This is a genomic window from Mesorhizobium sp. YC-39 (assembly GCF_025753795.1).
Taxonomy (GTDB): domain Bacteria; phylum Pseudomonadota; class Alphaproteobacteria; order Rhizobiales; family Rhizobiaceae; genus Mesorhizobium.
In genome coordinates, this window is sequence record NZ_JAOWPS010000002.1 from 752501 (window position 1) to 770788 (window position 18288).

General features: G+C 63.1%; 14 protein-coding genes (1 of these 14 running past the window's edge). 4 read left to right on the forward strand and 10 right to left on the reverse strand.

Annotation, left to right across the window (positions count from 1 at the left end; genetic code table 11):
* A protein-coding gene (locus tag OHD62_RS13065; protein ID WP_263783874.1) for a M23 family metallopeptidase crosses the window boundary here: on the forward strand, positions 1–933 show its end. The gene continues 1029 nt to the left of window position 1, outside the view; only the last 933 of its 1962 coding nucleotides appear in the window; its start codon lies off the left edge, out of view; the stop codon is at positions 931–933.
* A 33-nt stretch (positions 934–966) separates the two neighbouring features.
* On the opposite strand, the gene OHD62_RS13070 is transcribed toward OHD62_RS13065, so the two are convergent.
* The 9 genes from OHD62_RS13070 to OHD62_RS13110 form a co-directional block, all read right to left on the reverse strand.
* Positions 967–2526 (reverse strand): MFS transporter, encoded by a 1560-nt coding sequence (locus tag OHD62_RS13070; protein WP_263783165.1) that lies wholly within the window; start codon positions 2524–2526, stop codon positions 967–969.
* A 127-nt stretch (positions 2527–2653) separates the two neighbouring features.
* Positions 2654–4120 (reverse strand): L,D-transpeptidase family protein, encoded by a 1467-nt coding sequence (locus OHD62_RS13075; protein WP_263783166.1) that lies wholly within the window; start codon positions 4118–4120, stop codon positions 2654–2656.
* A 150-nt stretch (positions 4121–4270) separates the two neighbouring features.
* A complete protein-coding gene (locus OHD62_RS13080) occupies positions 4271–4636 on the reverse strand; it encodes an MmcQ/YjbR family DNA-binding protein (RefSeq protein WP_263783167.1) in 366 nt (121 codons plus the stop codon).
* A gap of 135 nt (positions 4637–4771) precedes the next feature.
* On the reverse strand, positions 4772–7378 hold the full coding sequence (gene clpB / locus OHD62_RS13085) for an ATP-dependent chaperone ClpB (RefSeq protein WP_263783168.1): 2607 nt from the start codon (positions 7376–7378) through the stop codon (positions 4772–4774).
* 266 nt (positions 7379–7644) lie between these two features.
* Entirely contained in the window at positions 7645–8688 is a 1044-nt protein-coding gene (locus OHD62_RS13090; RefSeq protein WP_263783169.1) for a DUF4167 domain-containing protein, read from the reverse strand.
* Between the two features lie 327 nt (positions 8689–9015).
* Complete coding sequence (gene prmC / locus OHD62_RS13095) at positions 9016–9891, reverse strand: peptide chain release factor N(5)-glutamine methyltransferase (RefSeq protein WP_263783170.1); 876 nt, start codon at positions 9889–9891, stop codon at positions 9016–9018.
* Entirely contained in the window at positions 9884–10963 is a 1080-nt protein-coding gene (prfA, locus tag OHD62_RS13100; RefSeq protein WP_263783171.1) for a peptide chain release factor 1, read from the reverse strand. The genes prmC and prfA overlap by 8 nt, the downstream gene beginning before the upstream one ends.
* Positions 10964–10975: 12 nt before the next feature.
* Positions 10976–13246: a phosphoenolpyruvate--protein phosphotransferase gene (gene ptsP / locus OHD62_RS13105; RefSeq protein WP_263783172.1), complete on the reverse strand. Its 2271-nt coding sequence runs from the start codon at positions 13244–13246 to the stop codon at positions 10976–10978.
* A gap of 82 nt (positions 13247–13328) precedes the next feature.
* Positions 13329–14582: an aspartate kinase gene (locus tag OHD62_RS13110; RefSeq protein WP_263783173.1), complete on the reverse strand. Its 1254-nt coding sequence runs from the start codon at positions 14580–14582 to the stop codon at positions 13329–13331.
* Positions 14583–14954: 372 nt separating this feature from the next.
* Between OHD62_RS13110 and ubiG the strand changes: the two genes are divergently transcribed.
* Positions 14955–15704 carry a bifunctional 2-polyprenyl-6-hydroxyphenol methylase/3-demethylubiquinol 3-O-methyltransferase UbiG gene (gene ubiG / locus OHD62_RS13115; RefSeq protein ID WP_263783175.1) on the forward strand — a complete coding sequence of 250 codons (750 nt, stop codon included), beginning with the start codon at positions 14955–14957 and terminating at the stop codon, positions 15702–15704.
* A 140-nt stretch (positions 15705–15844) separates the two neighbouring features.
* Here the strand turns inward: ubiG and OHD62_RS13120 are convergent, their stop codons facing one another.
* Positions 15845–16759 (reverse strand): DMT family transporter, encoded by a 915-nt coding sequence (locus OHD62_RS13120; RefSeq protein WP_263783176.1) that lies wholly within the window; start codon positions 16757–16759, stop codon positions 15845–15847.
* A gap of 102 nt (positions 16760–16861) precedes the next feature.
* Here OHD62_RS13120 and OHD62_RS13125 point away from each other — a divergent pair, with 102 nt between their 5' ends.
* Together OHD62_RS13125 and OHD62_RS13130 are read left to right on the forward strand one after the other, a co-directional pair.
* On the forward strand, positions 16862–17353 hold the full coding sequence (locus OHD62_RS13125) for a MarR family winged helix-turn-helix transcriptional regulator (protein ID WP_263783177.1): 492 nt from the start codon (positions 16862–16864) through the stop codon (positions 17351–17353).
* Between the two features lie 291 nt (positions 17354–17644).
* Positions 17645–18223: a hypothetical protein gene (locus tag OHD62_RS13130; protein ID WP_263783178.1), complete on the forward strand. Its 579-nt coding sequence runs from the start codon at positions 17645–17647 to the stop codon at positions 18221–18223.
* Positions 18224–18288 lie beyond the last annotated feature (65 nt).

Consider the following 18288-nt stretch of genomic DNA (forward strand, 5'->3'; position numbering starts at 1 on the left):
GTCACCATCGCGCTCGACGATCGCGGCCAGTATGTGCCGGCGCAGGAGCCGGAGCCCAATCCCGAACTTTTGACCGCGTTCGATGATTCGCCGCCGGTGGTGGTGCGCGGCAATCTGCCGAACATCTATGACGGCATCTACCGAGCGGCCTATTCCTACGGCATGTCGAGGGCGATGACCCAGCGGCTGATCAAGCTGCTCGCGTCCGGTGTCGATTTCCAGTCGCGGCTCAGTCCGTCGGATCGCATCGAGGTGCTGTTCTCGCAGCCGGACGGCGACGACCAGGCATCGGACGAATCCGAACTGCTCTATGTCTCGGCGACCTTCGGCGGCGCGACACGCAATTTCTACCGCTTCCAGATGCAGGACGGCAGCACCGACTATTTCGATGAGGACGGCTCGAGCGCCCAGCAGTTCCTGTTGCGCAATCCCCTGCCCGCGGGAAAATTCCGCTCCGGCTTCGGCGCCCGCAGACACCCGATCCTGGGCTATGTCCGTATGCACACCGGCGTCGATTGGGCGGCCCCCATCGGCACACCGATCATTGCCGCCGGCAACGGCGTCGTCGAGAAGGCCGGCTGGGCCGGCGGCTACGGCAAGCAGATCATCATCCGCCACGCCAATGGCTACGAGACCTCCTACAATCACCAGAGCGCCTTCGCCAAGGGCATCGAGCCGGGCGTGCGTGTCCGCCAGGGCCAGACCATCGGCTATCTCGGCCAGACCGGCCTCTCCACCGGTCCGCATCTCCACTACGAGCTGATCGTCAACGGCACCAAGGTCGACCCGATGCGCGTTCGCCTGCCGGTCGGCAAGGTGCTGAAGGGCGATGACCTCGTCGCCTTCAAGCGCGAGCGCGAACGCATCGATGATCTGCTCAAGCAGGAAGACAGCAATTCGCTGAAGGTCGCGAGCGCCAAGATCGAGGGCTAGACCCTAGACCCTAGTGCGAATCAATTCCCCGAATCAGGCCTGCGAGTTTTCCGCGCGGCGCGACCAAGGCAGCGCCTGCCCGGAGATGGTCGTCCAGGCAATGACCGCGGCAAGCAGGCAAAGCAGGGCGGTTGCGAGTGAGACGGCCGAGAAGGCCGCGTCGCTGGCGGCAAGCCTGGTTGCATCGAGTTCGGGCGCCAGCCCGACTGGTGCCGGTTCACCAAAACCCGGAATGCCTGATCTGACGCTGGTGTCCAGCATCGTCGAGTAGACCCAGGCTGCGAGCGAACCCATCGCCGCCACCGCGATCAAGCCGCCAATGCGGGAAACCGCATTGTTGATACCCGAGGCAGCGCCCGTGTCCTTGTCCTCGACGGCGGTCATGATCGCTGTCGACAGCGGCGACACGACCAGCGCCATGCCAAGCCCCATCACCGCCATCAGCGGAAATGTTCCCGTCCAGAAATTGTGGATGCCGGCGTGGGCGAGCAGGGCAAGGCCGGCGAAGGCGACGGCCACGACCAGACTGCCGCTGGCGATCGGAAAACGCGGTCCGATCCGGTCGGACCACTGACCGACCGGCCCCGACAGCAGCGCGATCGACGCCGACAGTGGCAGGAAGATGAAACCGACCTCCGCCGTGCTCAACCCCCATCCGGCGATCAACAGCATCGGCAGATAGAACAGATTGGCCGACAGCGCGAAGTAGAGGAAGAAGGTCGCCGCGTTGGCGCCGGCGAAAGCCCGGATGCGAAACAGCGAGAGGTCGATCATCGGCTCGCGCTGCCGCAGCTCGAAGAAGACAAAAACCACAAGCAACACCGCGCCGACAATAATGCTCGGTCCCGACATATGCCCGCGGCCCTCGGCGCTCATCGAGGTCAGGCCGTAGGCAAGCGCTCCGAACGCCAAAGTTGCGAGTGCAGCACCGCCGAGATCGAGGCTTCGCTTCTCCGCCGGTGCGTCGGCTGGGACCTTGGCCAGCAAAAGGTAGATCGACAGAAGGCCGAGCGGCAGGTTGATCGCGAAGATCGCCCGCCAGATGCCGTCGCCGAAGGCCGACAGGACAAAACCGCCCAGTACCGGACCGAGCGCCGTCGTCAGCGCCGAGGCCGCCGCCCAGATGCCGATGGCCCTGCCGCGTTCTTTCTTCGGATAGGCTTTGGCGATGATGGCCAGGCTGCCCGGTACCATGATGGCGGCGCCGATGCCCTGGATGGCCCGAAAGGCGATGAGCACTGCTGGGTTCGGCGCCACCGCGCAGGCAAGCGACGCGACAATGAACAAGGCGATGCCGGCGACGAAGGCATGGCGCAGGCCGAAACGGTCGCCTGCCGCGCCGCCGACAAGGATGAGTGCCGAAAGCGTCAATGCATAGGCGTTGGAAATCCACTGCGCTTCGGCCAGGCTGGCGCCGAGATCGACGCGGATCGCCGGCGTGGCGATGGCCAGGATCGAACCATCGATAAAACCGAGCGCGGAAGCCAGGATCGCCGCGATCAGCACGAACCTGCGCCGCGATTGCGGGCAGAACGCATCACCGGGTAGAGAGCCGGTCAGCGGAATGGCAGCGGCTTCGCTTGGAGACTTCATGCAGCCTGCATAGGCCTCGGACGCGCCATCAACAACCAGCCAGCAGGTTGTTGTCGTTGAACCCAGGCCGGAGGCTCCGGCACTCGGGCTAATACGCCGGATCGTCAGCCGATCCGAGCAGCAACGTTCAATCGACGAACTCCACCGTGACGCCTGGAGACACGATCCTGGCGAGTTCGCGCGCGTCCCAATTGGTCAGCCGCACGCAGCCATGGCTTTCGGTCTTGCCGATCTTGGAGGGATCGGGCGTGCCGTGGATGCCGTAGGTCGGCTTGTCCAGCGCGATCCAGACCGAGCCGACCGGTCCGTTCGGGCCCGGCGGAATGGTCAGGACCTTGTCGTTCTCGCCCTGCTTGAAATTGATGTTGGGGTTGTAGGTGTAATTGGGATCAAGCGCGACTCGCGACACCGTATGCGTACCGGAGGGCGACGGCGTGTCCGACGAACCGATGGTGGCCGGATAGGCCGCGACCAGCTTGCCCGACGCGTCATAGGCAAAGACCTCTTTCTTGCCCTTGTCGGCGATGATGCGTGCCACCGGCTTTGCCACCAGCTTGCCGAAATTGGCGACCTTGATGATCGTGCCTGGACGGTTGAAATTGGCGTCCGGATTAATCGCCTTCAGATAGTTCTCGTCCATATGGAACCGCTCGGCGATCGCCTCGGTGACGGAGGTATAGCCCATGCGGTCGAGCTGCGCCTTCTGGCTGTAGTTTTCCGGTATCGACGCGACATAGGGGCCGGCCGCATCTTCCGGTGTGATTGTGTAGGAGGCGAAGGCATCGCCGCCGGATTGCGCAAGGGCTGCCTGGATGCCGACCGCATCGGTGGATCGCAGATTGCTGCCGGTGATCTCATTGTAGGCGGCAAGTGCCTTGTCGACATTCGAGCCGAAGCGCCCGTCGATGACGCCGGGCGAAGCGCCGGCACGGTCGAGCAGCACCTGCAGCGCGGCGATATCCTGGCGCGCGCCGAGCGAGAGTGACGGATCGACTGTTGTCTTGCCACCGGTCTTTGGCGGCAGCGCCGCCTGTTCGGTCGGCGCGGCGGGCTCGACCGGTTCGATCGAGGCTTCGTTGAGCGGCTGGCGTTTGATGGTGCGCGGCTTTGCCGGCTGCGGCGCTTCCGGGTAGGTGCTGCCATAACTGCCGTCATCCTGCGGCGCCTCCGGAAAAGCCTCCACTGAATTCTCGCCATAGGGATCGTATTCGTCGGCCGGCGGCTCGATGATGCGGCCCTGCCCGTCCAACTGCCTGCGGCGGACGCGCGCCGTGTCTTGCGGGTCGTCGAGATAGTAGTCGTCATCCTCGACCGGCCCGAGATTGCGCCAGCGCTCGCGGCGCAGCGCACGGCGGTCATACCTGGTCTGTGGCGGCTGGATGGCGATGACCTTGCCGGTTTCGGCATCGACGAGGACGCGGTTTCCCCTGGCGTCGTAATAGACGTCGACATTACCGTTCTGGGCTACAAGAATGCCGCCGGAATCGTTCGCACGGACAGGTCGCGGCGCGGTATCCGCCATTGGCGAGGCCATCGCATTCGACACCAGCAGCCCGATGGCGAGTGCCGAAAGGGTGAAAATCCCGCGAAACATGATGGTCAAACTCTCCGGTCCCAAATGCCGCCGCTCCGGCGTTGCCTTTACGACGAACCCCTTCGCCAGCAAATCAGTCGCTACGATAAAGGTCCAACATGAACCGGGCATGAAGATGGCGGATTTCTGGCAAGGCTGAAGCAACATGCGTTAGCTTGCAGCGAGCCCCAATTCCTTGCGCGTCTGTTTCGTCAGCTTCAGCACGACAAGGCGATGGCTGTCGCGCAGATAGTCCTTCAGCGCGTCGTCATCCATGCTCTGGCTTGTCTGGCGCTGGATCCATTTCATGCCGCGCGACGCAAGATAGGGCGCGGGCCGGAGGCCTGGCTGTTCCTTCAGGATGTCATAGGCGATGTCGGAGCATTTGAAGGTGACGAAGGGCTGTTTGCCCTCGTCCCAACCGGCGATGGCAAACACCTTGGCGCCGACCTTCCAGACATGGGCGCCGCCCCACTGGACGACATGGGTCGTCGCAGGCAGCGAGGCGCAGAAGCCGTTGTAGTCGTCCAGCGTCATTCCGCTCCCCATTCTATACATGTCGCGCAAAAGTGCGCAGCGGTTTTGCGATAACGACTTGCATGAAAAACAAGAACGCCGCGCGTCTTTCTGAACGCGCGGCGCTCCGACGTTTTCTCAGGAGACGGCCTGAACTCAGGCCGCCGCCTCGGTCGCCACGACCGCCGGCTTCGAGCGGAAATTCAACCGGTCGGAACCGGCGGTGACCTTGACGGTCGAGCCGTCGAGGATCTCGCCGAGCAGGATCTTCTCCGCCAGCGGATCCTGCAGTTCCTTCTGCATCACCCGCTTAAGCGGCCGCGCGCCATAGGCCGGGTCGTAGCCCTTGGCCGCCAGCCAGTCGATCGCCTCCTGGTCCAGCGACAGCGTGATCTTGCGGTCGACGAGCAGGCTTTCCAGCCGCTTGAGCTGGATCTCGACGATGCGGCCCATATCCTGCCGGCGCAGCCGGTGGAACAGGATCACCTCGTCGACGCGGTTGAGGAATTCAGGCCGGAACGATGCCCGCACCACGCTCATCACCTCGTCGCGCACCTGATCGACATCCTGGTCCTCTCCGAGATTGACCAGATATTCGGCACCGAGGTTCGACGTCATGATGATCAGCGTGTTGCGGAAGTCGACCGTGCGACCCTGCCCGTCGGTCAGGCGGCCATCATCGAGCACCTGCAGCAGCACGTTGAACACGTCTGGATGCGCCTTCTCGATCTCGTCGAACAGCACAACCTGATAGGGCCGGCGCCGCACCGCTTCGGTCAGCGCGCCGCCTTCCTCATAGCCGACATAGCCGGGAGGTGCGCCGATCAGCCGGGCGACAGAGTGCTTCTCCATGAACTCAGACATGTCGATGCGCACCATGGCGCTCTCGTCGTCGAACAGGAAATTGGCCAGCGCCTTGGTCAGTTCGGTCTTGCCGACGCCCGTCGGGCCGAGGAACATGAACGAGCCGATCGGCCGGTTCGGGTCCTGCAGGCCCGCACGCGCCCGGCGGACGGCTTTCGACACCGCCTGCACCGCCTCGCCCTGGCCGACGACGCGCTTGCCGATCTCGTCTTCCATGCGCAACAGCTTGTCGCGCTCGCCTTGCAGCATCTTGTCGACCGGAATGCCGGTCCAGCGCGACACGATATGGGCGACGTGGTCGGGCGTGACCACCTCCTCGACCATGCCGGCCTTGCCGTCCTGGGCTTCAGCTTCCTTGAGCTTCTTTTCAAGTTCCGGGATCTTGCCATAGGCAAGCTCGCCGGCGCGCTGGAATTCACCCTTGCGCTGGGCAATGGCGAGCTCGTTGCGCGCCTCGTCGAGCTGCTTCTTGAGGTCGGCGGCGAGCCCAAGCTTCTGCTTTTCGGACTGCCATTTCGCGGTGATCTCGGTCGATTCTTCCTCGAGACCGGACAGCTCCTTCTCGAGACGGGCAAGCCTATCCTTCGAAGCGTCGTCCTTCTCGACCTTCAGCGCTTCGCGCTCGATCTTGAGCTGCATGATGCGGCGATCGATCTCGTCCAGTGCCTCGGGCTTCGAATCGACCTGCATCCTGAGCCGCGACGCGGCCTCGTCGACGAGGTCGATCGCCTTGTCCGGCAAGAAGCGGTCGGCGATGTAACGGTTGGACAGCGTCGCCGCCGCGACCAATGCCGAATCCGAGATGCGCACCTTGTGGTGCTGCTCGTATTTTTCCTTCAGGCCGCGCAGGATCGAGACGGTGTCCTCCACCGTCGGCTCGTCGACGAAAACCGGCTGGAAGCGGCGGGCAAGGGCTGCATCCTTCTCGACATGCTTGCGGTACTCATCGAGCGTGGTCGCACCGACGCAGTGCAGCTCACCGCGCGCCAGCGCCGGCTTCAACAGGTTCGATGCATCCATGGCGCCATCGGCCTTGCCGGCGCCGACCAGCGTGTGCATCTCGTCGATGAACAGGATGATGCCGCCGGCCGCGGCGGTCACCTCGTTGAGCACGGCCTTCAGCCGCTCCTCGAACTCGCCGCGATATTTGGCGCCGGCAATCAGCGCGCCCATGTCGAGCGCCATCAACTGCTTGTCCTTGAGCGATTCCGGCACGTCGCCATTGACGATGCGCAGCGCCAGCCCTTCGGCGATCGCCGTCTTGCCGACGCCGGGCTCGCCGATCAGCACCGGGTTGTTCTTGGTGCGGCGCGACAGCACCTGGATGGTGCGGCGGATCTCGTCGTCGCGGCCGATGACCGGGTCGAGCTTGCCGGCACGGGCATCCGCCGTCAGGTCGCGCGCATACTTCTTCAGCGCATCATAACCCTGTTCAGCGCTCGCCGAATCGGCGGTGCGGCCCTTGCGGACATCGTTGATCACCTGGTTCAGCGCCTGCGCGGTCACCCCGGCCTTGGCCAGGATGTCAGCGGTCTTGGCGGATTTCTCAACTGCCAGTGCCGTCAGCAGCCGCTCGACCGTAACGAAACTGTCGCCGGCCTTCTTGGCCAGTTCTTCGGCCGTCGAAAACACCTTGGCCAGCGGTTGCGCCAGGTAAAGCTGGCCATTGCCGCCTTCCACCTTGGGCATCGCTTCAAGGGCGGATTCGACGCCAAGCTTGACATCGCGAACGCTGCCGCCGGCGCGCTCGATCAGCGATGCTGCCAAGCCCTCCTCGTCGTCGACAAGGACTTTCAGGATATGCTCGGGGGTGAATTGCTGGTGATTGCGGGAGAGCGCCATGGTCTGTGCGGACTGGATGAAGCCGCGCACGCGCTCGGAATATTTTTCAAGGTTCATATCTGTCTCCTTCCGTCACCGGCCCGCTTTGCGGCACCGGATCAGATTGCGGTGACGGACCCGCCCGTTCGAGCCGGATCCTGTTCACGCGAGATATGGTGCATAGGCCATGGTCTCTCAAGACGCCTTGATGTCGGTCAAAGCATAATATTCCACCGAGGCGAAAACAAAAACGGCGGAGATTTCTCTCCGCCGTCCAGGGTAAAGGATGCTCTAACTTGGCTTGGCTCTAACCCGGCTTGAACGCCCGGTTAGAAAAGTCTGTTTTATCGGTTGTCGACGTCGGCAACGACAGCTTCGCCACCGCCTTCAACCGGCGCGGCCACTTCGCCGGGACCGGCATTGTCGCCAACACTATTGACCTGGCCTGTGTCTGCCTGGTCAGCGTCTACCTGGCCTGTCCCGTGGACAGCATCGGCACGCGGACGGCGCGGACGCCGGGGGCGGCGCGCAGCGCCATTCTCGGCGGCCGCTTCGTTCATCTCGGCCTGTGCGGCGAGAGCAGCCGGCGAAAAATTGCCGAACTGCGGCGCGGGTTCGGCGGCAAAAACAGGCTCGGCCTGAGACACGAAACCGGTTTCGGTCTGAGGCGCGAAACCAGTTTCGGTCGGGGAAGCCGCTTCCACCTGTACCGGGGAAACCGCTTCCGCCTGCACCGGTGTCTCGTTGCGCCGGTTCTGATCGCCGCGCTGGCCGCCCTGCTCGCCACGCGAACCATACTCGCCGCGCTGGCCGTTCTGGCCATAACCGCCATTGGGGCGACGGTCGCGGTGGCGACCGCCATTGTTATCGCGGTTGTCGCGCCCACCATTGTCGCGCCCGCTGTCACGATTGTCGCGGCTGTTTTCCTGGTTGAACGCCAACTCGGCCGGCATGCCCTCGATGACCGGCTGCGGGCCGGCGCCATGACCGGCCGCAGGAACCGAAGCCTCACCGGCATTGTTGCCGGCATTGTCGAACTCGTCGCGATCTTCGTCGCCGTCCTCATCGAAATCGTCGCGGTTCTGCTGTGCGTTCTGGATCGGCATCTGCGCCTGCGCGGCTGCAATGATGCGATTGTAATGTTCGGCGTGCTGGAGATAGTTTTCCGCCATCACCCGGTCGCCGGAGCTCTGCGCGTCACGGGCAAGGGTTGCGTATTTTTCGGCGATCTGCTGAGCCGATCCGCGGATCTTCACGTCCGGGCCGTTGCTCTCGTAGTTGCGCGTCAGGGGATTTGGGCCCTTGCGGTTGTTGTTGTTATTGTTGTTGCCACCGCCGCCATTGTTGTTGCGACCGCGCATGCGCCTGTTCTGCTGTTGTGGCCTCATCCGACTCTCTTCATTTTGAAATTTTCGAACAACTCTTCACGAACGGAGGCGCTCATGCAGCCAGCCGTTTCGTTTCTTCACCGGCGTTCGCCCGCATCAATTGCGTTGGCGCCACGTGTCATCCTGTTCCGGTTACATCACTTGCCGGACGATTCCCGCACGAAGCTTGGGCGTCGTTTGCGCAAGAAGGCAGCTATTTCCAAGGAAAACCGAATCGCTAAGAGCACTGCCTGCTTCGTCTCATCCGGTTAAGGCGACCCTAGCCGCATTCCCCGGCATTGCCAAGCGGTTTTTTCGCACTGCATCACGGCTTTGTCAGTTCCTCGATCAGAACCCATGTTCAAAGATCAGAACCCTGTCATTTCCGCCAAGATCGCGGAACGCCCCAGCCCGCCCATAGCCGGCTGTAGAAAATATCTCCGTGACCTCGTCGCGCTGCGTATGGCCGATCTCGACCACGATTCTGCCCTTGATGTCCAAAAACCCTGCCGCCTCGGCGGCGATGATCCTGTAGGGGCTCAGACCGTCCGCACCACCATCCAAGGCTTGGCGCGGATCGAAATCGCGGACTTCGTCCTGCAGATTTTCAATGTCTTGGCTTGGTATATAGGGAGGGTTTGCGGCAATTACATGGTACCGGCCTGAAACTTTTTCGAACCAGTCGGATTGAAGCGCCTTGAACCGGGCGGCGAGCCCCAGTTCCCTGGCATTGCACATGGCGGTCGTCAACGCGCCTTGGGAAATATCGACGCCGGTGGCAGTTGCGCCAGGAACCGCATTGAGCAGCGCCAGCGCGATGGCGCCGGTACCGGTGCCGAGATCGAGGATACGGCATTCGCGCTGCCGCTCCGCTGTCGCCTTCACGAAGGGCATTATCGCTTCGACCAGCGTTTCGGTGTCCGGCCGCGGCTCCAGCGTTTCAGGCGACAGCGACAGGCGCAAGCCGTGGAATTCGCGATAACCGAGGATGCGATGCACCGGCTCGCCGGAAATGCGCCGCTCCAGGGCCGCATCGATAGCGGCAACCGCGTCGGAGCCGATCTTGCGCTCGGGATCGGCGATGGCCTGCGTGCGGGTCGTGCTGGAAAAATGCTCGACGATCAGCCTGGCGTCCAGCGCCGGATCGGTCACGCCGGCTTCCGTCAGGCGTTGCCGCGCCGCCCGCAGCAGCGACCCGAGCCTGTCCGGCAAAATGTCAGCCATCGACGCCCATGTCGGCGAGCAGCTTCGATTGGTGATCAGCGATCAGCGCGTCGACGATCTCGTCGAGCTCGCCCATCATCACCCGGTCGAGCTTGTAGAGTGTCAGGTTGATGCGATGGTCGGTGACGCGTCCCTGCGGGAAATTATAGGTGCGGATGCGCTCAGAGCGGTCACCCGAGCCGACCTGCGATTTTCGCGACTCCGAGCGCTCCTCATCCGCCTTGCCGCGCTCCAGGTCGTAAAGCCTGGCCCGCAGGATCTGCATGGCTTTCGCCCGGTTCTGATGCTGCGACTTCTCCGCCTGCACCACCATGATGCCGGTCGGCAGATGGGTGATACGGACCGCCGAATCGGTAGTGTTGACGTGCTGGCCGCCGGAGCCCGAGGCACGCATCGTGTCGATGCGGATATCCTCGGCCCGGATGTCGATGTCGACCTCTTCGGCTTCCGGCAGCACCGCGACCGTCGCCGCCGACGTGTGGATGCGCCCGCCGGCTTCGGTTTCCGGCACGCGCTGCACGCGATGCACGCCGGATTCAAATTTCAGATGGGCAAAGACCCCCTTGCCCGACACGGTGGCGATGATTTCCTTGTAGCCGCCGACCTCGCCCTCGCTGGCCGAGGCCGTCTCGAAACGCCAGCCGCGCGACGCTGCGTAGCGTTCGTACATGCGAAACAGGTCGCCGGCGAACAGCGCCGCCTCGTCGCCGCCGGTGCCGGCGCGGATTTCGAGGATGGCATTCTTGTCGTCGGCGGCATCCTTGGGCAGAAGCAGGATCTGTATATCCTTCTGCAGCGCCTCGATGCGTTCCTCGACTTGCGGAAGATCCGCCTCCGCCAGGGCCCGCATCTCGGCATCGGTGCCCTTGTCGGCAAGCATTGCCTCCAGATCGGCCTGCTCCTGCTCGGCGGCGCGCAGCGCCCTGATCTTGGCCACCATTTCCTGGATGTCGGCATATTCCGACGCCATCCGGACATAGGCGTCTGCCGCCGGCCCGGCCGACATCTGCGCCTCGAGCATATCGAAACGCTTGACGACTTGATCCATACGGTCGCGGGGCAGGTTGATCATGGTGGGGTACTACTACAACGGAATCGAACGGTCGTCGGCAAAGGCCTGCAGCAAGGCCCGCATTGGCAGCCCCTGGGCCGGCGCCATCAGATTATCGTCGAAGAATGCCTGCAATTCATCCAGCGGCAATTCCGTCAGCATCGCCTTGACCGGACCGATCGAGGCCGGCGACATCGAGATCGAGCGGTATCCCAAGCCGATCAGTGCCATCGCCGAGATCGGCTTGCCGGCGAGTTCACCGCATAGCGTCACCGGCGTGTGGTTGCGCGCGCCGGCATCGGCAATGAGTTTCAAGATGCGCAGGAACGGCGTCGACAGCGTGTCGAAGCGGTCGGAGAGCTGTGTGTTGCCGCGATCGACCGCCATGACGAACTGGAACAGATCGTTCGAGCCGACCGAGACGAAATCGACGGCCTTCATCAACTCGTCGAGCTGGAACAGCAGCGACGGCACTTCCAGCATGGCCCCGAGCTTCAGGCTGGTCGGCAGATGATGGGCAAAACGCGACAGATGCCGCACCTCGCGATCGATGATCTCGCGCGCCTGGGCGATCTCGCCAAGCTCGGTCACCATCGGCAGCATCAGCTTCAGTTCGCGCCCGCCGCAGGCCTTCAGCAGCGCGCGGATCTGGGTCCTGAGCAGGCCCGGCCGGTCGAGCGTCAGCCGGATGGCGCGCCAGCCGAGCGCCGGATTCTCTTCCTGGATCGCTCCCTTGAAGTAGGGCAGCACCTTGTCGCCGCCAATATCGATGGTGCGGAAGGTGACCGGCTTGCCGCGCGCCGCGTCGAGCACGTCGCGATAGAGCTTTTCCTGTGCCTCGGCGCGGGGAAAGGTCGAGGCGACCATGAATTGCAGCTCGGTGCGGAACAGGCCGATGCCGGCAGCACCCGCCTCGGCAAGCTGCGGCAGGTCGACGGCCAGGCCTGCATTCATCAAGAGATCGACCTGGACACCGTCCTTGGTCAGCGACGGCTTCTTGCGCAACTCGCGATAAACCTCCTGCCGCCGCGCCCTGAAGCGGACCTTTTCGGCGTAGGCGGCCTCCAGATCGGGCTGCGGCCGCAGATGGATGAGGCCTTCCTCGCCATCGACGATGATGGCATCGCCGTTTTCCGCCATGGAAACGGCGCCCTTCATCTGTCCGGCGACCGGTATGCCCATGGCGCGCGCCACGATGACGACGTGGCTGGTCGCAGCCCCATCCTCCAGCACCACGCCGCGCAGCTTGTCCCTGGGATAGTCGAGCAGTTCGGCGGCCCCCATCGAACGGGCGACGATGATGGCATCCTTCGGCAGCGCGGCCGCGACATCTTCCGGCCCGCGCCCCATCAACTGGCGCAGCAGCCGGTTGGCGAGATCGTCGAAATCGCTCATCCGCTCGCGCAGATACGGATCGGTCATGTGCATCATGCGGGCGCGCATGTCGCTCTGCACCTTCTCGACCGCCGCTTCCGCGGTCAGACCGTTGCGGATCGCCTCTTCGAGCCGCCGCACCCAGCCACTGTCGTTGGCGAACATGCGATAGGCTTCGAGTACCTGGCGATGCTCGCCCTCGAAGGCAACTTCGCGGCGTTCCAGCATGTCGTCAATGGAAAGCCTGAGCGAACTGAGGGAGGTGTCGAGCCGCCTGACCTCCTCCTCGCTGTCCTCGTTGAACAAATTGGTGACGACGATGCGCGGCTCATGCAGCACGACATGGCCAAGCCCGACGCCCTCGTTGAAGGACAGGCCGGTGAAGCTCACCGGACGGCGCAAGTCGAGTTCGAGCCCGGGCCGGGTCAACCGCGCCAGATCGCCGGTGGCGATCATCTCGGCGATCACCATCGCCGTGGTTTCCAGCGCCTCGACCTCGTCGTCACGATAGTGGCGCATGGTCTTGTTCTGGACCACCAGCACGCCGAGCGTGCGCCCTGCCCTGAGCACCGGCACGCCGAGGAAGGAATTGTAGATCTCTTCCCCCGTCTCCGGCAGGTAGGCGAAGGCCGGATGCTCCTGCGCGTTGGAAAGGTTGAGCGGCCGCGCGGAGGCCGCGATGGTGCCGACGAGGCCTTGTCCCAGCCTGAGCTGCGCCAAGTGGACGGCGTTGGGGTTCAGACCCTCGGTGGCATAGAGTTCGAGCACCGAATCGGCGCGCAGCACATAGAGCGAGCACACTTCGGCGACCATGTTGGAGGCGATGTCGCGCACGATGCGGTCGAGCCGCTCCTGCGGCTCCAGCGGCTCCTGCATGAGCTCGCGGAGCCGTTTCAGCAAAACGCGCGGGCCACTGGCCGTATCACGCATCGCGGCTTCTTCTCCAATGGCATGTCAGCCGGCGCAGTTTCTCCTGCGGCCGGCGCTCACGCAACAACTGACTCAAGTCTTGCTACTGCTTATCCAGACCGTAGACGGAATGCAAAGTGCGAACCGCAAGTTCCGTATAAGGACCGTCGATCAATATCGAAATCTTGATCTCGGAGGTCGTGATGGCACGGATATTGATGGCGCGGTCGGCGAGCGCCTTGAAGGCGGTGGCCGCGACGCCGGCATGGCTCCTCATGCCGATGCCGATGACCGAGACTTTCGACATGCCGGCTTCCGACTGCACCACGTCATAGCCGATCGTGCCCTTCAGGCGCTCGAGCACGGCCAGCGCCTTGTCGACGTCGCCGGATGGCACGGTGAAGGTCATATCGGTGAATTTGCCGTCCTCGGAGATGTTCTGGACGATCATGTCGACATTGATGTTGGCCTCGGCCAGTGGCCCGAAGATGCCGGCGGCGACGCCCGGCCGGTCGCCGACACGGCGCAGCGAAATCTGCGCTTCGTCCTTGGCGTAGGCAATTCCGGTGACGACCTGCTGTTCCACGATCTCTTCCTCGTCGCAAATGAGCGTTCCGGGCGGATTGAGCAAATCCCCCATTCCAGGCGCGTCGGGATCGTCGAAGGACGACCGCACGAAAGTACGCACCCTGTGCACCATGGCAAGCTCGACCGAGCGCACCTGCAGCACCTTGGCGCCGAGCGAGGCCATTTCAAGCATTTCCTCGAAGGAAATCTTGGCCAGCCGCCGCGCCTTCGGCTCGATGCGCGGATCGGTGGTGTAGACCCCGTCGACATCGGTATAGATATCGCAGCGGTCGGCCTTGACCGCCGCCGCGATGGCGACGGCGCTGGTGTCCGAGCCGCCGCGGCCGAGCGTGGCGATGCGATTGTCCGGCCCGATACCCTGGAAACCGGCCACCACCGCCACCTGGCCCTCGCCGAAGCGCTTGATCAAAAATGCGCCGTCAATGTCCAGAATGCGCGCCGCGCCATGCGCGTTGTCGGTCTTGATCGGGATCTGCCAGCCCTGCCATGACCGCGCATGCACCCCCATATTCTGCAGCGCGATCGCCAAAAGACCGGCCGTCACCTGTTCGCCGGAGGCGACGACGGCATCATATTCACGAGCATCGTGCATCGGCGAGGCTTCGCGCGTCCATTGCACGAGCTCGTTGGTCTTGCCAGCCATCGCCGAGACCACCACCGCGACCTCATGGCCAGCATCGACTTCGCGTTTGACATGGCGCGCCACGTTGCGGATGCGGGCGATGTCGGCGACGGAGGTTCCGCCGAATTTCATCACGATGCGCGCCATGGAAGCGAAATGCCTTTGACTGGATGCCGGACCGAAGGCCGAAAAAACGGAAAGGACGTCCGGTTGAGGCCGGCCGTTGAATGCGCGGCCTCCTTAGCCAAAACAGGGACTATCTGCAAGGACCGTGGGCAAGTGCCGGAATCCTCTCGCCCCTCGTGATAAGGTCCCGCGGCTTGCTGCGACCTGTGGATAACAGCATTTTGATGCGCCGAGGCAGCGGCACCTTTGGTCAGCAGGGACTGGTCGGCGAAAATTGTTACCTTGACTTTCCTGCCCTCACGCCCGACTTCCTAGCGCACCAGAGCGCGATTAGCAAAAGTCGTTTTGCGTCCGATCGCGCTCTGAATTTTTGAGTCTGCGGGAGACCATGCCATGCCAGAGCCCCGACGATCGACGATCGATGCAGGAGAAGTGGAGCGTTTTTCCGCTCTTGCCGCCGAATGGTGGAACCCGAACGGCAAGTTCCGCCCGCTGCACAAGTTCAATCCGATCCGGCTTGCCTATATCCGCGACCGGGTCGCGGCGCGCTTCGGCCGCGACCCGCGCGCGGCAAGGCCGTTCGAAGGTTTGCGCTTCCTCGACATCGGCTGCGGCGGCGGGCTTTTGTGCGAGCCGATGGCGCGGCTTGGCGCCGAAGTGGTCGGCGCCGACGCATCCGCTACCAATATCGAAGTGGCCAGATTGCACGCCGCCGAGGGCAATGTGAGCGTCGACTATCGCGCGACGACGGCCGAGGATCTCGCCGACGCCGGCGAGAAATTCGACGTCATCCTCAACATGGAAGTGGTCGAACATGTCGCCGACATCGACCTGTTCGTGGCCAAATGCGGCGAGATGGTCAAGCCGGGCGGCATCATGTTCGTCGCCACCATCAACCGTACGCTGAAGGCGCTGGGTCTGGCCATCATCGGCGCCGAATATGTGCTGCGCTGGCTGCCGCGCGGCACCCACCAGTTCGGCAAGCTGGTGCGTCCCGAAGAGCTCGAAAAGGCGCTCGCCGGCGCCGGGCTGACCGTCATCGACCGCACCGGCGTCGTCTATCATCCGCTCGCCGACCGCTGGCAGCGGTCGAACGACATGGACGTCAACTACATGGTGCTGGCGGAAAAGGCATCCGTCTGAAACGGCCGCGGGCGGCCCGCGCCCCGCCGGCATCCCCGGCCGGAACCCGGCTGCGAACAGAGCGGCGACGGTCCAGGCTGAGACTACGATCCGAAAAATGGGAATCCGGTTTTCGGACAAGATCATGGTCAAACAAAACGTCACGCCGTCTGGCTTTGCGTCTTCATGGCGATCTGGCTTTGCGCTTTCGTGGTGATGAACACGCCTGCGGTGATGATGGCCGCGCCCGCCCAGGTCAGCAATTGGTAATGCTCGCCCAGAAAGACCGTCCCGGCAAACAGCCCGACCGCAGCCGCGACATAGCCGATCTGGCTGAGATAGACCGGGCCGCCGACCGCCTGCAGGCGGAAGAAGAAGGCGAACATCGCAGCAGCAGACGCGACCTGCCCAACGACGATCAGCGGCACGCCGGCGAGCAGGGCAAGCGAACCGCCGCCCGGCAGCATGAGGATGCCGCAAAAAAGCAGCACTGCCGCTGCCAGATGGCTGCCAACGGCAAGCTCGATCGGTCCGGTCCCTTCGGGCCAGTCGACCGTGCGGTAGATGTTGCCGACGGCAAGACTGACCGGGATGAGCAGCCCCACTGCCACCCAGAAAAATTCGGCCGGCTGGCCGGCCTCGCCGCGCGTCACCGCCACCATCACCGCACCGACGAAGCCGACGGCAATGCCGACGACACCAAGCAGATTGGGGCGCCGGACACCGAGCAGGATCGAAAACACCAGCGTGATAACAGGCGACAGCGTGAACATGATGCCGGTGTAACCGGCGCCGAGATGCGGGATGGCCGAGAACATCAACAGATTGGGCAAGGCATAGGACACCGTCGCCGTGACGAAGAAGTAGCGCAGCCTGTGCACCGTCAGCCGGATGCGCTGCCCGCGCAGCAGCAAGGCGCACAAAAGCACGCTGCCGGCGCCGAGCGAGATGACGAAGGCCCAGATGATGGCGGGAACTCCGGCCGCCGTCGCCAGCTTGCCGAACGGCAGCGTCAGGCCGAGCAGGCCGCCGGTGACGACCAAAAGACCGAGCGCTGAATCCCAGAAAAATTTCATGTCGTAGCCCTGTCGCCCATTTTGCGGCTCTTGGCCAGCATTGTATCTTGAGGTAAGACAATACAAAGAATCTTAACGTCAAGATATTTAACGGTGAGATAAATGGATCGCGCAGCGAAAGCCATCGAGCAGTGGAAAAGGGAACGGCCGGATTTGGATGTTTCTCCGATGGCCGTGCTTGGACGGTTGAGCGAGGCCTCGTCGCTGATCGCCCGCGAGCGCCTCGCTCCTTTGTTTGCGCGCTACGGATTGCAATCCGGGGAATTCGACGTGCTGGCGACGCTGCGCCGTTCCGGGTCACCTTACGCGCTGACGCCGACCGCACTCTATGAGGCGACGATGGTGACGTCGGGCGCCATGACCAACCGGCTCGACCAGTTGGAGAAGGCCGGGCTGATCGAACGCGCACCGCATCCCAGCGACCGGCGCGGGATCGTCGTGCAACTGACCGAAAAAGGTCTCGCATTGATCGATGAGGCGGTCGCCGCCCACGTCGCCAACGAACACGAGATCCTTTCCGGCCTGACGCGCCCGGAGCAGGAGACACTGGCTCGCCTGCTCGAGAAATTGATAGGGAGCGTGAGCCGGGGGTGAAAACCTGACGGTTGGTGCCCAAAACTAAACTACCGCTCAGGGTGGAGGGCAGGCCTTGCGGCCATCACGAAAATCGGTCGCGAAACTCAGACTTTCGCGAGAAAGTTTTGCGACGAGCAAATCGCTTGGCTTTCAATGACGCTCGATCCGTGGCGAATGTCAGGAGTTCCGCGACAGATTAGCCATCTTCAAGCTTAAGGGAATTTCTGCCGACTCGGTCTTGACCGCAACGGTGACGGCGGAGTCTTTCCAAATTAAGATGGAGCACCGAGCGAGATTCGAGCCGAGCCAGTGAATACGATTCCAGAGGTTGTGACGCATAACTACGATCCGAAAGGCGTCTTCCTCTCGAATCTATGTGATTTGCCCCCTGCTGAAGCAGAGCAGGCCTTGCAACGCATCCGGGATGCAGGCAAGCGGACCATTAAGGCAAACTATCTCGGTAGACGGCTCGAAACAGAAGCATGGCTGATTAACGAGAGGCAGCGACTCCTGGGGCAAACTCGACGGAATAGACCGATCTACTTCTTTCTCGGTGATTTTGCAGACGGTCGAGATTTTTCTCGCCCGTGCTCCTTGGTGATGCCGCTTGCCGAGATTCCCCCGGACGTGCTCACTTTTACCTATCCCGATAGCATGGCCAGCTTGCCTATCGGGACCCGTGACGACCATCGACCCGAACGGCAACCCTACCACGGACAAGTGTTTACGTTGCATCAGATCAAGCGAGTAGTCGAAGATTTCGGAATGCCCGGTGAGCGTTGGCGGACAGATCACCTGCGGCGCTATGATCGCTTCATTGAGGTCCAGGTCTGGGACGAAAGACCTATTTTGGGATTCTTGAATAATGCAAAGACCGGCACAAACTGACCGCCAGACTGGGAACAGGGACATGTCGTCAGGGGCCGAAGGCCAGCCCCTGACCGTTGACGTTC

Excerpts from the sequence above, each read along its gene's own strand:
- OHD62_RS13070 (WP_263783165.1), bottom strand. The coding sequence starts at position 2,526 with ATGAAGTCTCCAAGCGAAGCCGCTGCCATTCCGCTGACCGGCTCTCTA.
- OHD62_RS13075 (WP_263783166.1), bottom strand. The coding sequence starts at position 4,120 with ATGTTTCGCGGGATTTTCACCCTTTCGGCACTCGCCATCGGGCTGCTG.
- OHD62_RS13080 (WP_263783167.1), bottom strand. The coding sequence starts at position 4,636 with ATGACGCTGGACGACTACAACGGCTTCTGCGCCTCGCTGCCTGCGACG.
- clpB (WP_263783168.1), bottom strand. The coding sequence starts at position 7,378 with ATGAACCTTGAAAAATATTCCGAGCGCGTGCGCGGCTTCATCCAGTCC.
- OHD62_RS13090 (WP_263783169.1), bottom strand. The coding sequence starts at position 8,688 with ATGAGGCCACAACAGCAGAACAGGCGCATGCGCGGTCGCAACAACAAT.
- prmC (WP_263783170.1), bottom strand. The coding sequence starts at position 9,891 with ATGGCTGACATTTTGCCGGACAGGCTCGGGTCGCTGCTGCGGGCGGCG.
- prfA (WP_263783171.1), bottom strand. The coding sequence starts at position 10,963 with ATGATCAACCTGCCCCGCGACCGTATGGATCAAGTCGTCAAGCGTTTC.
- ptsP (WP_263783172.1), bottom strand. The coding sequence starts at position 13,246 with ATGCGTGATACGGCCAGTGGCCCGCGCGTTTTGCTGAAACGGCTCCGC.
- OHD62_RS13110 (WP_263783173.1), bottom strand. The coding sequence starts at position 14,582 with ATGGCGCGCATCGTGATGAAATTCGGCGGAACCTCCGTCGCCGACATC.
- ubiG (WP_263783175.1), top strand. The coding sequence starts at position 14,955 with ATGCCAGAGCCCCGACGATCGACGATCGATGCAGGAGAAGTGGAGCGT.
- OHD62_RS13120 (WP_263783176.1), bottom strand. The coding sequence starts at position 16,759 with ATGAAATTTTTCTGGGATTCAGCGCTCGGTCTTTTGGTCGTCACCGGC.
- OHD62_RS13125 (WP_263783177.1), top strand. The coding sequence starts at position 16,862 with ATGGATCGCGCAGCGAAAGCCATCGAGCAGTGGAAAAGGGAACGGCCG.